This window comes from Cohnella phaseoli (assembly GCF_003386235.1).
GTDB lineage: Bacteria > Bacillota > Bacilli > Paenibacillales > Paenibacillaceae > Cohnella > Cohnella phaseoli.
In genome coordinates, this window is the sequence record NZ_QRDZ01000001.1 from 144,882 (window position 1) to 157,395 (window position 12,514).

At 54.9% G+C, this 12,514-nt stretch carries 12 protein-coding genes; 9 read left to right on the top strand and 3 right to left on the bottom strand.

Annotation, left to right across the window (positions count from 1 at the left end; translation table 11 throughout):
• The first annotated feature begins 412 nt into the window (after nt 1-412).
• The 5 genes from DFP98_RS00555 (at nt 413) to DFP98_RS00575 (ending at nt 6,384) form a co-directional block, all read left to right on the top strand.
• Nucleotides 413-1,615, top strand: coding sequence for an MFS transporter (locus DFP98_RS00555; protein WP_116058606.1), 1,203 nt, complete (start codon nt 413-415; stop codon nt 1,613-1,615).
• A gap of 5 nt (nt 1,616-1,620) precedes the next feature.
• Nucleotides 1,621-3,123, top strand: a complete 1,503-nt coding sequence (locus DFP98_RS00560) for a sensor histidine kinase (RefSeq protein WP_116058607.1) — start codon at nt 1,621-1,623, stop codon at nt 3,121-3,123.
• The gene (locus DFP98_RS00565) at nt 3,098-3,793 is read left to right on the top strand and encodes a response regulator transcription factor (protein ID WP_116058608.1); all 696 of its coding nucleotides are present in this window, start codon (nt 3,098-3,100) and stop codon (nt 3,791-3,793) included. The genes DFP98_RS00560 and DFP98_RS00565 overlap by 26 nt, the downstream gene beginning before the upstream one ends.
• Before the next feature lie 350 nt (nt 3,794-4,143).
• A complete protein-coding gene (locus DFP98_RS00570; RefSeq protein WP_116058609.1) occupies nt 4,144-5,613 on the top strand; it encodes an S-layer homology domain-containing protein in 1,470 nt (489 codons plus the stop codon).
• Nucleotides 5,614-5,631: 18 nt separating this feature from the next.
• On the top strand, nt 5,632-6,384 hold the full coding sequence (locus tag DFP98_RS00575; RefSeq protein WP_425455499.1) for an ankyrin repeat domain-containing protein: 753 nt from the start codon (nt 5,632-5,634) through the stop codon (nt 6,382-6,384).
• Between the two features lie 94 nt (nt 6,385-6,478).
• Here DFP98_RS00575 and DFP98_RS00580 read toward each other — a convergent pair whose 3' ends face one another.
• Entirely contained in the window at nt 6,479-7,279 is an 801-nt protein-coding gene (locus DFP98_RS00580; RefSeq protein WP_116058611.1) for a phytanoyl-CoA dioxygenase family protein, read from the bottom strand.
• Nucleotides 7,280-7,465: 186 nt separating this feature from the next.
• Between DFP98_RS00580 and DFP98_RS00585 the strand changes: the two genes are divergently transcribed.
• The 3 genes from DFP98_RS00585 to DFP98_RS00600 all read left to right on the top strand — a co-directional run bounded on the left by DFP98_RS00585 (nt 7,466) and on the right by DFP98_RS00600 (nt 10,315).
• Nucleotides 7,466-8,386: an AraC family transcriptional regulator gene (locus tag DFP98_RS00585; protein ID WP_116058612.1), complete on the top strand. Its 921-nt coding sequence runs from the start codon at nt 7,466-7,468 to the stop codon at nt 8,384-8,386.
• Nucleotides 8,387-8,832: 446 nt separating this feature from the next.
• Entirely contained in the window at nt 8,833-9,330 is a 498-nt protein-coding gene (locus DFP98_RS00595) for a WGxxGxxG family protein (protein WP_116058614.1), read from the top strand.
• Between the two features lie 148 nt (nt 9,331-9,478).
• On the top strand, nt 9,479-10,315 hold the full coding sequence (locus tag DFP98_RS00600) for a divergent polysaccharide deacetylase family protein (RefSeq protein ID WP_116058615.1): 837 nt from the start codon (nt 9,479-9,481) through the stop codon (nt 10,313-10,315).
• On the opposite strand, the gene DFP98_RS00605 is transcribed toward DFP98_RS00600, so the two are convergent.
• Nucleotides 10,294-11,007 (bottom strand): N-acetylmuramoyl-L-alanine amidase family protein, encoded by a 714-nt coding sequence (locus tag DFP98_RS00605; protein ID WP_246016358.1) that lies wholly within the window; start codon nt 11,005-11,007, stop codon nt 10,294-10,296. The two genes, DFP98_RS00600 and DFP98_RS00605, sit on opposite strands and share 22 nt — an antisense overlap.
• 127 nt (nt 11,008-11,134) lie before the next feature.
• On the opposite strand from DFP98_RS00605, the gene DFP98_RS00610 reads away from it, so the two are divergent.
• Nucleotides 11,135-11,359 (top strand): YqzE family protein, encoded by a 225-nt coding sequence (locus DFP98_RS00610; RefSeq protein ID WP_116058616.1) that lies wholly within the window; start codon nt 11,135-11,137, stop codon nt 11,357-11,359.
• On the opposite strand, the gene DFP98_RS00615 is transcribed toward DFP98_RS00610, so the two are convergent.
• Entirely contained in the window at nt 11,356-12,261 is a 906-nt protein-coding gene (locus DFP98_RS00615; RefSeq protein ID WP_116058617.1) for a hypothetical protein, read from the bottom strand. The two genes, DFP98_RS00610 and DFP98_RS00615, sit on opposite strands and share 4 nt — an antisense overlap.
• Between the last annotated feature and the right edge of the window lie 253 nt (nt 12,262-12,514).

Sequence of the window (12,514 nt, forward strand, 5' to 3'; positions counted from 1 at the left end):
AAATTATGCAAGTCGCATAAGGACTGCTTAAATGTACTTGCACAAGATGCTGCCAGTGACAGGATCGTCGACGAAGTCCTGTCGAATCTTCAGCTTCACTCCCTCGATTTTTCATGCTTTGATCCGGTCGAGCGCCAAAATCGCAGAGGCGCGCCACATCATCCAAATCCATCATCACCTTGCGCTTTTCAGCATCCCTTGCAGCAGATCAATCCCAATCAACACTGACCAACTGGAGAAATTGTGCAAGGTGCCTAATTGAATCACGTACTTTTTAGTCTGGCTATACGATGATGGCAATATCCCGAAAGCCTACAATGTAATTATGGACTGTAAGTTGAACAACCTATTTTGAAGCCGACAAAGCGATCCCTATCGGATTGAAATGAGCTTCCTGTTAAGGAGATCGTTAATGAAATTCAAATCTGCATTTCCGTTATTGCTGCTCAACATGTTTCTCGCGAATTTAAGTATGGGGCTCGTCATTCCGATTTTGCCGGAGCTGCTCGAGCTGTTCGAAGCCGGAGGACAGGCTGCGGGTTATCTCGTGTCGTGCTTTGGTCTGACGCAGTTTCTATTCTCGCCGATGGCCGGCAATCTGGCCGACCGCTATGGCCGCAAACCGCTCATTATAGTCGGACTGATTCTGTTCTCGATATCCAACCTGCTGGCCGCTCTAGCTTGGGATATTTCTCTCTTGTTCGTATCGAGGCTGATCGGCGGAGTCGGTTCGGCCGCGTTAATTCCCGCCATTATCGCGTATGCCGCCGATATTACGACGGACGAACAGCGCGGCAAGGCGATGTCCTGGTCGGGGGCGGCGATGACGTCGGGCTTTATTATCGGACCGGGAGTCGGCGGGCTGCTGGCCGAACTGGGCCTGAAGACGCCGTTCTATGCATCTGCGACCGTAGGTTTGCTCGCTATGCTCTGCAGCCTGGCGCTGCTGCCGGAATCGCTTAATCCCGAAATTCGCCGGCTACGACAGCGAATGCAGGAGAAGAAAGCCAATCTGTTTCGCCAGATCGTGCTGTCCGTACGCTCGCGGTATTTCGTTTTGCTGCTGATCGTGTTCGCGATGACCTTCGGCTTGACGCACTTCGAGGCGATCTTCCCGCTTTACGTCGTACAAGCTTACGGCTTCAGCACGGGCGAGATCGCGATTTTGCTCACGCTGTGCTCGCTGATCGGCACGGTGAACCAGATCGTGCTGACGGACCGGATATGCCGGCGATTCGGCGAGAAGAAAATTATCGGCGCGATGCTGACGCTGTCGGCCGTTACGTTGGCGTGTTTACTGCTATCGGGCAACTATTTTTATGTCATGTTCGTCACGATGCTGTTTTTTACGTTCAACAATATTTTGCGTCCGACAATGAATACGCTGCTGTCCAAGGCGGCCGGAGAGGATCAAGGCTTCGTGGCGGGAATGAACAACGCCTATACGAGCCTCGGTACAATATTCGGTCCGCTGCTGGCCGGAATTCTGTTCGATATTCATCTTGATCTGCCGTATCTGTTCGGCGCATTCGTGCTGCTGGCAAGCAGTCTCATTCTGGTAAGGCGAATCGGCGGCAAACAGGCCGCATCCGAAGCGATACTTGGGACGAGGTGAGGTTCGTGTCCATCCGCATCAAGCTGCTGCTCTCCTATACGGGCATGCTGATCGTCAGTCTGCTCGTCGTCGCGCTGACCGCCGGTCTATTCGCAATTACGGCCACGGGAGACATTCGCAGCTTTCGCGATTTCTACAAGGTTCACTATCAGCTTAATCCCTTGACGGAACAGGAGGAGTCGATCTTCCTGGAGCTGAAGTATTTGGCCAAAAACGAACCGGACCGTCTGGAGGACGGCAAGCTGCTGGAGGAGTACGACTTCAAGCTCAAAACGGTGCGGGCCGGTCTCTACGTCCGCCGGGAAAGCAATCAGGTATTCGAATCGCGCACGTTTAACCAGCCTGAGCTGGAGCACTATTTGCCCGCCTACGATCTGGACAACAACCAGATTCGCAATACGTTTAACATCGGAGAACGGTTTTACGCCTACGCGAAATTCGATTTTCGGTTTTCCGACGGGGCCAAAGGAGGCGTATTCGTTATTCGCGAGCGCAGCCCGTTCGGCGAGGTCGTTCGCAAGCTGCTTCCCGTGCTCGTCATTCTGCTTGTCGCCGTCATCGTCGCGGCCAATCTGCTACTGTACCGGTGGATAACTCGCAGCGTCGTCAAGCCGCTCGAGCTGCTGCGCGGTTCGGCCGAACGGATCAAGGAAGGCCAGCTCCGGCATTCGCTCGACCTGCGCTCGAAGGACGAGATCGGCCAGCTCAACGAGACGTTCGAAAATATGCGCAAGCGGCTGCTGGAATCGGTAGAGCTCCGGCTGCGGGACGAGGAAAGCCGGAAGGAGCTGATCTCGAACATTTCGCATGATTTGCGTACGCCGATTACGAATATCAAAGGCTATATCGAGGGCATTCGCGACGGGGTGGCGGATACGCCGGAGAAGATGGACAAGTACGTCAACATCATCTATTCAAAAGCGAACGACCTGGACAAGCTCGTCGACGAGCTGTTCCTGTATTCCAAGCTCGACTTGAACCAGGTTCCGTTTCAATTCGAGCATGCGGACATTGTCGGTTTTCTCGACGATTGTATCGACGAACAGCGTTACGTGGCCAAGGAGAAGGGCATCGAGCTGGAATGGGACGAGCGTCCGAAGAGCGCCGTTCCGGTCGTGGCCGATTTCGAGAAGCTGAAACGGGTCGTGCTGAATATGATCGGCAATGCGCAGAAGTTTACGGACAAGCCGTACAAGACGATTCGCGTTTCCGTTCGGGGGGATTCGAACCAAGTCACCGTGGAAATTCGGGACAACGGCATCGGCATCTCGCCGGAGGACATTCCGCATATTTTCGACCGCTTCTACCGCGCCGAGAGATCCCGCAATTCCTCGACGGGGGGCAGCGGGCTCGGCTTGGCCATCGCCAGACAAATCGTCGAAGGACATGGCGGCTCTATATGGGCGAGCAGCGAGCAGGGGGTCGGCACGAGTTTTTATTTTACCTTGAAGCGGCCTACGAATAAGGAGGGAGCGGCAGTCGATGACGACACGCATTCTGATCATTGAAGACGAGACGTCGATCGCCGAGCTGGAGCGGGATTACTTCGAGCTGAACGGCTTTCACGTCGACTTGTGCCACTCGGGGAACGAAGGGCTGCGGCTCGCTCTGCAAGGCGATTACGCACTCGTTATTGTCGATTTGCAGCTTCCGGGAATGAACGGCTACGAGCTGTGCAATCGCATCCGGCAGGAGAAGGAGGTTCCGATTCTGGTCGTATCGGCCAAGAAAGAGGAGATCGACAAAATCCGCGCCTTTCATCAGGGAGCCGACGATTACATTACGAAGCCGTTCAGCCCAAGCGAGCTGGTGGCCAGAGCGAAGGCGCATCTAACTCGCTACGAGCGGCTGATGGGCAAGCGGGAGGCGGCGGCAAACACGGAGCTGCGTTTTCGCGGGCTTGTTATCGACAAGGCGTCCCGGCGAGTGCAGGTGCGCAATAACGAGGTCGTGTTTACGACCCGCGAGTTCGGTCTGCTGGAATTTCTGGCGAGCCATCCGAACCGCGTCTTCAGCAAGGAGGAGCTGTTCGAGCGGATCTGGGGCATGGATTCCAACGGCGACATCGCCACCGTAACGGTGCACATTCGCAGGCTGAGGGAGAAAATCGAGGTCGATCCGTCCGACCCGCAGTATATCGAGACGGTCTGGGGGGCGGGTTATCGGTTTTCGGTGTAGGTGGACATGGACATAGCCGTTTAGAATTTGTTAATCTTTATTTTCGAATTTGTTAATCCCGAGTTTCTAGGCAGTTTAGCTCTCTCCTTTAAGCTTATAGACAAGGCCACAACAAACCGATGGCTATAAGTTGAACGGTAGATACGGGGAAGAGAAGATCCCATGAAATGGAGAAAGGAAATGGTTTTGCTGCAAGTTTTGGCTTTGAGTTGCTGACCTATAGAGGTCTTATCAATCCAAGCAACTCGGAAACAACCTGTCTGAAGCCAGCAAAACCATTCCTTTCGGAATGCAATGGGCATCCCCTAATACTTCGGTACAACTTATATCACTTAGAGGAGGAATTATCGATGAACAAATATTCGAAGCAACTGGCTGTCCTGACGCTGACGGCCGCACTGGGAGCCGGAGCTCTGCCGCTGGCGGCGCAGCCTGCAGCCGCAGCGCCGATGACCGCACAAGCGATTCAAGAGGCGGTCGATCGTCTTGCCGATCTCAAGGTGATGAACGGCTACGAGGATGGCAGCATAAGAGAGAACAACCCGATTACGCGCGCCGAACTGGCGAAGCTGGTATCTCTGGCGTTCGGCATTCAAGGCGGCTCTGAGCTCGGCTTCGCGGACGTTAAGCCGCAAGCATGGTATGCCGGCTATGCGGCCGGAGTGGTGGAACAGCAAATTATGGATGCGGCTGACGGACGTTTTCAGCCGCAAGCGGTCGTAACGGACGACGAGCTGCTCCAGACTGTGACCAAGGCGCTGAAGCGTGACGCCAAGTCGGTCAGCTACTGGGCAAGGGATTTCTATGCGCAAGGCAGCAGTGCAACGCGCGGCGAGACGGCTTATTTGCTGGCGAATGCCCACGAGGCGATTCCTGCGGCCGACGCTCGTATCACAAACGTAAGCGTATTGAACGCCATTACGCTGATCGTGACCTTCGACAAGCCGCTGACGGCGGACAATGAAGCATTCGCTAAAGCGAAAGAGGATTTCGCCTTTAACGACGGTCTTGCGATCAGCAACATGCCGCGGCTGAAGACGGGCTCCGTTGCGACTTACATTGTACCGACGACTGTGCAGAAAGCAGGTACGGAGTACAAGTTGACCTATAAAGGTCAAGCGGCGGGCACATTCACCGGCAGCGCCGTAAAACCGAATATGACCGAAGCGAGACAAGTGACTAACGATACATTCGAGGTAGAGGCGCTGAAGGCAAACGGAGTAGTCGACTACGGTTACGTTATTGCCGCTTACAGCGGAGGCCGCGGCGCCAACGCTTTCGTACTGGACGAGGACAACAAGGACGAGAACGGCAAAACCTATCAGATCATTTCCTCCGGCCAAGCGCGCGAAGTCACGATTACGCCGGAAGGCGGACAGCCGATGATCGCCAAATACGTGCCGTTCACGCAATCGACGGACGGCAAGCAAGAGCCTAAATTCCGCCTGCCTGCAGGCGAGACGTTGAAGCCGGGCGTGAAGTACACCGTTGCTTCGGATTGGGCGCAGATCGCTAATCCGACCTTCGTTGCGAAGGATATCGCTTCGCTGCAAATGATCGGCGCAGAGGCAGTTAACGAAACGTCGATTAACGTTGTTCTGGCGACCGATCCGGGAGACGAGCTGTTCTCCGGACGCAGCGTGCAATTGACCGACGAGAGCGGCAACAAGCTGACTGCGACTTACCGTTTCTCCAGCCGCAAAGGCGCAACGGGCGTATTCGATCTTGCCGCCGAGTCGAAGCTGACTCCGGGCGCGGTTTATACGGTTATTCCGGTCGGAGACTGGGCGGGGCAATCCAAAGCGGAGCTTAAACTGTAAAATTGCAGGTGAAGCGAAATGAAGCGACAAGGAAGGCGGCGGCTTGCAATGCTGAACGGCTTGGGCTTGATCGTTCTGGCTGCGGCGCTCGCGGGCTGCGGGGTTCAGGTGAACTCCTTGCTGACGGACGGGGAACAGAAATCGACGCATGAGGTGAATCAAGAGATGAACAAGCTAAACAACGATTTGCTGCAAGCCGTTCAAGCCGGCGATGGACAGGCGGCCGAACGACTGCTCGATCAGGGCGCCGATATCGACGCCACGGACGGCAGAGGCCGGACCTCGTTAATGATTACGGTACATGAAGAGCGGCTCGATCTGTTTCATATGCTCATAGAGCGAGGGGCTAACATCAATATCAGAGACGGTCGCTCGGACAATCCGCTGCTCTATTCGGGAGCGGAGGGGAAAATGGACTTCCTGAAGGCCGCTCTTGCCGCCGGAGCCGACACGACGATTACGAACCGCTTCGGAGGAACCGCGCTTATCCCGGCGGCCGACCGCGGGCATGTCGAGATCGTGCGCGAGCTGCTGGAAACGTCCGACGTGAATATCGACCATGTCAATAATTTGGGCTGGACCGCTTTGCTGGAAGCCGTCATTCTTGGCGACGGAGGAGAGCGGCATCAGAAAATCGTAGAGCTTCTGATCGAACACGGGGCCAACGTCAACCTGGCCGACAATGATGGCGTAACTCCGCTGAAGCATGCTCAGAACCGCGGTTATCGCGAGATGGCCGAGGCGTTGATGAAGGCGGGAGGAAAGACTTAATCAAGCAGCAAAAAAGGCAGCGCTAGGGAGTTAAATATCCCTGCGCCGCCTTTTTTATAGATACAGAATCGTAAGCGTTTTCTTGCCGGCGCCGTCAGTCTGCGCCGCGCACGGCCAGCACCGGAAATAGCGGTCCCTTGAGCACATCGCCTTTTTCCAGATTCAATCCTGTTGTAATGGGATGAGATGCGCCGCTGAACGTAATGTCGTCCGGCATGTAGATGATGGCAAGCGCTCTGCGCGGCCGGTCTGTCTCGTTGGCATGCGCATAATGGAACGTCAGGCCGTTATGGAACGTACAGCTTCCGGCCTTCAGCGGTACGACAACCGGCTTGCGGTCGTCAAGCTGCTCACCCTCGACATAATCGAAAATATTTTGCGGGTCCAGGAAATCGATGCCTTTGAGTTTGCCGAGCTTATGGGATTTCGGAATGAAGGCCATGCAGCCGTTCTTCTCGTTGACGTCGTCCAAGGCAATCCAGATCGACAGCATGCCCTGATTGGACTCGTTGATCGGCCAGTAAGGCGTATCCTGATGCCACGGCGTCGGCTTGGAATCGTTCGGCATTTTCCATAATCCGTGATCGTGGAATAAACGGATTTGATTGGCTCCGGTTAATTGCAGAGCGGATTGGGCGAACCGTTCATGGAAGCTGAATTTGCCCATGCCCGCATGATCTCTCCAAGTATTCACCTTCTGATTCAAGACGCGATAATACAGTCCGCCTTGCTTGTCCGTCTGGACCGAACGATCGCTTGTCGTCTGCATAGCCTCTTCCAGATATTCCCTCAGCAGCTCCAGCTCTTCGGCTGTCAGCATGTTGTCTACTTTTACAAAACCGTTGTTGCGATAGAAGTCGATATGTTCTTGCGTAATTGGCGTAGTTGCACTCATTGTTGTTCCTCCTCGGCGGTGGTATGCTTCTATCCTACAACCGAAAGGCCAAGGTGAGGATGGAGAGAAATCCGAGGTTTTTGTAAAAAAGTCGAATCGCAATCGGGCAATCGGAACGCGGGCTGAAGATGTTATACTATAGTTAAAAGCGGATTTGGGCGAAAAGGGTGGAAGGGGCGGTTAGCTTTGTCGACGCGCGTAGATTATCGGACGATCTCTCCCTATGTTCGTTTCGTGCATGAAGTGGCGATCGCTGCGGGGGCGGTTAATCCAGAGCGGAACATCTATGATCACGAGTTTATTTATGTTGTGAAGGGAAGCGGAACTCTCCGAATTGAGGACAGGACGTATTCGATGGAGCCAGGGGATTTACTGTACATTCGCCCGCATCGGACGAACGAAATGTTTGTGTCGGAGACGGAGCCGATGCACTGCTTTGCCGTGCATTTCGACTATGTTTTTCTTGGAGAAGCGGCCGAATTTTCCCCTTATGCGGTTTATTTGGGACGCAAATCCGAAGAAGGCATGCCGGATGCAAGCTGGCTTCACGAGCGGCCCAATGCGGAGCTGATCGACATGGACATCCCCGAGCGGATGAAGCCGGCGCGGGTTCATGAGTTTTTCGACGCGTTTAAAGAGCTGTGCCGCGTATTCGAGGAGTCGAGGGCCGACGCGCAAATTTGGCTAAAGGCGGCGATGCTCAGGCTGATCGGACTGATCCACGGCGAGTTGATGACCGGAGAGGGCGTTCGGGTAAACCACACACATGCCGATATGATGCTGGACGCCATTGATTATATGAAGAGCAATTTTTCCGCCTCGATCGATCTGAAGAAGCTGGCGGCCAGAGCCGGCCTGTCGCCGAAATATTTCGGAACGCTGTTTAAGCAGGCGGCCGGGATTTCGGTTTCCGAATATTTGACGCGCATTCGCATTGAGGAAGCCAAACGGCTGTTGAGAAACAGCGCCTATACGATTGAAGCGATCGCCGACCAGGTCGGGATTGGAGATATGTACTACTTCAGCAAGCTGTTCAAAAAGACGGAAGGTCTGTCGCCCAAACGATACGCCGTTTCCTTACGCTGGACGGGCTCGAAGAACGATTAAAAAACAAAGCCCGCCGTCAGGTCGCGGCAGGCGCGACCAAACGGCGGGAAAGCTTGTTGTCATCCGTTAGCACCAGCCGGCGCGCAAGATGATTACCAAGAGGACGAAGAGTACAAGAGCGAAAGCCGCGGCTCCCGCAACTCCGCCTTTAGGTCCGCAAACTTCGCCTGCAACAGGATATCCCATATCTTTCACCACCTTGCGGTTTAATTATGACCAATCGTCACGTATGTAGCTTATGTCGGTAGTCGAATACGGACAGTACATTCACCTATATTGGCAAAAACGGGCGTAAGCACATGCCGCAGGATCGCGGCTGGGCTTAGGGCCGTTTTGCCGCGCGAGTTTCCTGCTTATGGCTGGCGAGCCGACGATCCTCATCGCATATTTCACTGGGCCGGGGACACCTTATTAGGGCAATCAAATTGCTTAAGGAGGGTTCAATTTTGAAGAAAATTGCGACCAGTCTGGCTCTCGGCACATGCATCGCGTTGGCAAGCGTTACTCCGGCATTCGCCGAGCACACGACGGGTACGACGGGTATGTCCGGCGACAGCAGGACGTTAAACGGCGCAACCGTGCCGAACAAAACGTACTATCCGAACGCGGGAAGAACGGACGGTACGATGCTCGATCGCACGATCAACGGAACTCTGGGGAACGGAACTTACGGCAACGGGATGTACGGCAACGGAAACTACAGCACTTATAATATGAACGGCACTCATGGGGTCAACGGAAATTACGGTACGTACGATTCGACCCGCATGAACGCATATCGTCCTTACAGCTCCACAAATATGACGACGCGGGCAAACAACACGGTTAGAAGAATGGAAACGACGACGGCGAGAACCGGCGGCTTTAGCTGGGGATGGCTAGGCTTGCTTGGCCTGTTCGGCTTGGCGGGCATGCGCAGCCGAAACCGCGAAGACGTGCGGTAATGATTTCGGATAATCCCTGCCGGGCTCACCTGGCGGGGATTTCTATGTCCGGAGGCATCGATGGCGCTTTTCGCTTGGTTATATTCGTTTCCAAAGTACCCCATACTAAGTCGGTAGTTCACTTGTATAGCAGAAGGAGACAGTTCGGATGAGGATAGGAAAAATATTTCTAGGCAAGCTTGCGCTTGGCCTTGTCCTTCTTGCGGCGGGACGGGATGCCAATGCTTCCGTCTCGTCGCCATCAGCGATTCCCGAGTCCGGTGGCAATGCAGTCGACAAACGTCAAATCGCAATCGTGATCGACGATTTCGGCAACGGCATGAAAGGCACGGAGCAAATGCTGAATTTGCCGATCAAGTTGACGGCCGCCATCATGCCGTTCCTGCCGACGACCAAGGAAGATGCGGAGAAGGCCCATCGACTTGGCCACGATGTCATCGTTCATCTGCCGATGGAACCGGTTAGAGGACAGAAAAACTGGCTTGGTCCAGGCGCGATCACAACCGATTTGTCGGATGGGGAAATTCGCAAACGGGTGGAGGCGGCGATCGCCGACGTGCCTCACGCAATCGGCATGAACAACCATATGGGCTCGAAAGCGACCGCCGACAAAAGGGTGATGAGAATCGTCCTGCAGGTGTGCAAAGAAAAAGGGCTCATTTTTTTGGATAGCCGTACGTCTTTTCGCACGGTCGTTCCAGCGGTTGCCAAGGAAGTCGGCATAGAAACCGTTCGCAACGACATCTTTCTCGACGACGTCTATACGCGACAGCATGCACTGAAGCAACTGCAAGAAGTAAAGAAGCTGCTCCAGAAGAACGAACGCTGCGTCGCCATCGGCCACGTCGGGCCGCCGGGCTTATCGACTTCGGACGCGCTGCGCGCCGTCATTCCCGAGCTGAAGGGAAAGGCTGAATTCGTTCCGCTGTCCGCTCTGCTGTCGCTTCCGGGACCTTTCACCGCTCAGGGGCTGCAAAGCCGGTAGGCCATAATGCCGCCGGCAATCGCTGCGGCGATGCGGTTCTGACCGGGAATGGAGGTCAACATCGCCCGGTCTCCCGGATCGCTCAGAAATGCCGTTTCCACGATGACGCTTGGCGCTTGAACCCGATTAAGCAAGTAAAATTGTTTGGCCTCCTGAGGCAGCCGGAACGTATTCTGCTGCCTGTTCAGGCTATCTTGAATATAACCGGCCAGCATTGCGCTGCGTCCCTCAACCTGATGAATGACCAGCGGTCCTTTTTTCGTTTTTTTGGGCGACCAATTGACATGGATGCTGACGAAAACGGCGGCACCGATTTCTTCGGACAAACCGCGGCGCTGGGACAGATCCCGGCGGTGACGCGAGCGGCTGAGATGCCAGCGGTTGTCGTCGCTCAGCGCGTAATCGCCGGTGCGATTCAAGATCACCTTCAGACCTCTGGCGCGCAGCAGCAGGTAGAGCTTGCGTGAGATTTCCAGGTTGATATCCTTTTCCAGAATTTCGTTCCAGTGCGTGCCCCCGTCGATTCCGCCGTGGCCTGCATCAATTAGCACGTCGGCGGCAGGAAGAGCGCGCTTCACGTTAGGCGGGGCTACCGTCGGCTGAAGCTGCGCTTGCGCCTGTGCTGCGCCGACTGAACCGGCAGCTAGGCTGCAAACAAGCAATACGATTGCGATACGTATACGAGAAACCAATTATTTTCTCCTCCGATCTCAAGCGCGACTATATCCGTTCTATAGCGTGACACAAATTGGGCTTCCCCATGCAGAAGGATTGAGCGTTTTCCGAAACGGGCATACTAGAGAAGAGGAGGCGAGCCAAATGGACGGATCGGAGTATTTGAAATATATGACGGAGCGGGTCGTAAGCTACATGGAGCGTCCCAAAGAGAAGGAGCAGCCTCGCGCTGCGCGGAGCAAGGAACTGTGGCTAACCAAATGGTTCGGCATGGCCCCGATGGGTCTGATGATCTGGTGGGGAGGGCGCGCGGAGAGAAAAAACAAAACGCGCCATAAGGCGCGTTCGGCTGATTCTTCTGTGAATTAACGATAAAAAAGACCTTGTGCGAGCAAATCGTCGAGTGGAATGAAGCGCGTTCCTTCCATGTCTAAAGCAACATCGATACGGCCGTTCGACCAGCTTTGATAGCCGATGACCGGAGCTGCATACAGCATCGCGTCCCCGAACGGCTCCGTTACATAACGCAGCTGCTTCCCTTCATCAAGACGTTTTTGCAGCTTCCGGGCGTCCTTCGCGGAGAAGGGCGCCTCTTTGGTGAGCCATGGAAGCCTCTCATAAGCGTCGAATAGCTCGTTCAGTCTCAAGTCGTCGATGCGAGACGAGACACCTTGTCCAATAACGGAAGATTTTCCGTCGAACAGGGAAGTCCATTGGCGCTTGTCCAAGGGTAGCTGTTCCGCCGTTTTGGCGTCCAGCCAATAAGTGTGCTCTCCCACGGAGACTTCCCAGGCGGCGGCAAACGGATGAATGTAGCGCTTGGCGGCGGTAATCAGGCCCAGTTCTTCTTCGGAGACCAGCCCGCTATAGATTAGCGAGCGCTTAAGCTGCTGCAGGGAGAACAAGGAATGGGGGCCGGTTCCGTATTCACCGAGCTGGAAGGAGCCGTCCATGACTGCGTGAACGACCATGTAACCAACATCGCGTCCTTCCTTCGAAAACAACACCAGCCAGCTGTGAGTGCCGGGACCGAGCGCTGAAATCTGGGGATCCGCGGCTTGCCAGTCTTGGAACGGTTTTTGCTTCGATAGAGTCGCCACCCAGCTTTCGACTTGGCGCTCAAGCTTGGACTTCGGTTCGGGCGCCGGGCTTTCGGCCGAAGCCGGCAGAGCCGCCGCGCTTGACCAGAGAAGGGCCGTGATCGCCACCGTTGCGGCAAAGCGGAGGCCCGCTCTGCGGCGGCTTCCGTTGCGGCTTTTGAGAAAAATCATTTCATCACCTGCTATTCGTAATCGAAATCGGCTCTTTGAACTTCTTTTGTGAGGTTTTGGCGCCGCTTGTCCATTGTAGCTAACGTACGGCGCCGAAGCTGTTGGAATGTGTCAGCAAGCGCCGGACTTGGCAGTTCTATTTTTGCCGATTTGCGGCGTATCGTTGTCTAGAGCGTGTCTGCAAACTCGCTCAGGGGCATCTTTCACCGCCTTTTTGCTCCCTGCTGCGTCACTTTTGCTTGACGTACCTCCG

What these genes read in the sequence shown, in the direction of transcription:
- DFP98_RS00555 (WP_116058606.1), top strand. Translation starts at nt 413, where the DNA reads ATGAAATTCAAATCTGCATTTCCGTTATTGCTGCTCAACATGTTTCTC.
- DFP98_RS00565 (WP_116058608.1), top strand. Translation starts at nt 3,098, where the DNA reads ATGACGACACGCATTCTGATCATTGAAGACGAGACGTCGATCGCCGAG.
- DFP98_RS00570 (WP_116058609.1), top strand. Translation starts at nt 4,144, where the DNA reads ATGAACAAATATTCGAAGCAACTGGCTGTCCTGACGCTGACGGCCGCA.
- DFP98_RS00575 (WP_425455499.1), top strand. Translation starts at nt 5,632, where the DNA reads ATGAAGCGACAAGGAAGGCGGCGGCTTGCAATGCTGAACGGCTTGGGC.
- DFP98_RS00580 (WP_116058611.1), bottom strand. Translation starts at nt 7,279, where the DNA reads ATGAGTGCAACTACGCCAATTACGCAAGAACATATCGACTTCTATCGC.
- DFP98_RS00600 (WP_116058615.1), top strand. Translation starts at nt 9,479, where the DNA reads ATGAGGATAGGAAAAATATTTCTAGGCAAGCTTGCGCTTGGCCTTGTC.
- DFP98_RS00610 (WP_116058616.1), top strand. Translation starts at nt 11,135, where the DNA reads ATGGACGGATCGGAGTATTTGAAATATATGACGGAGCGGGTCGTAAGC.
- DFP98_RS00615 (WP_116058617.1), bottom strand. Translation starts at nt 12,261, where the DNA reads ATGATTTTTCTCAAAAGCCGCAACGGAAGCCGCCGCAGAGCGGGCCTC.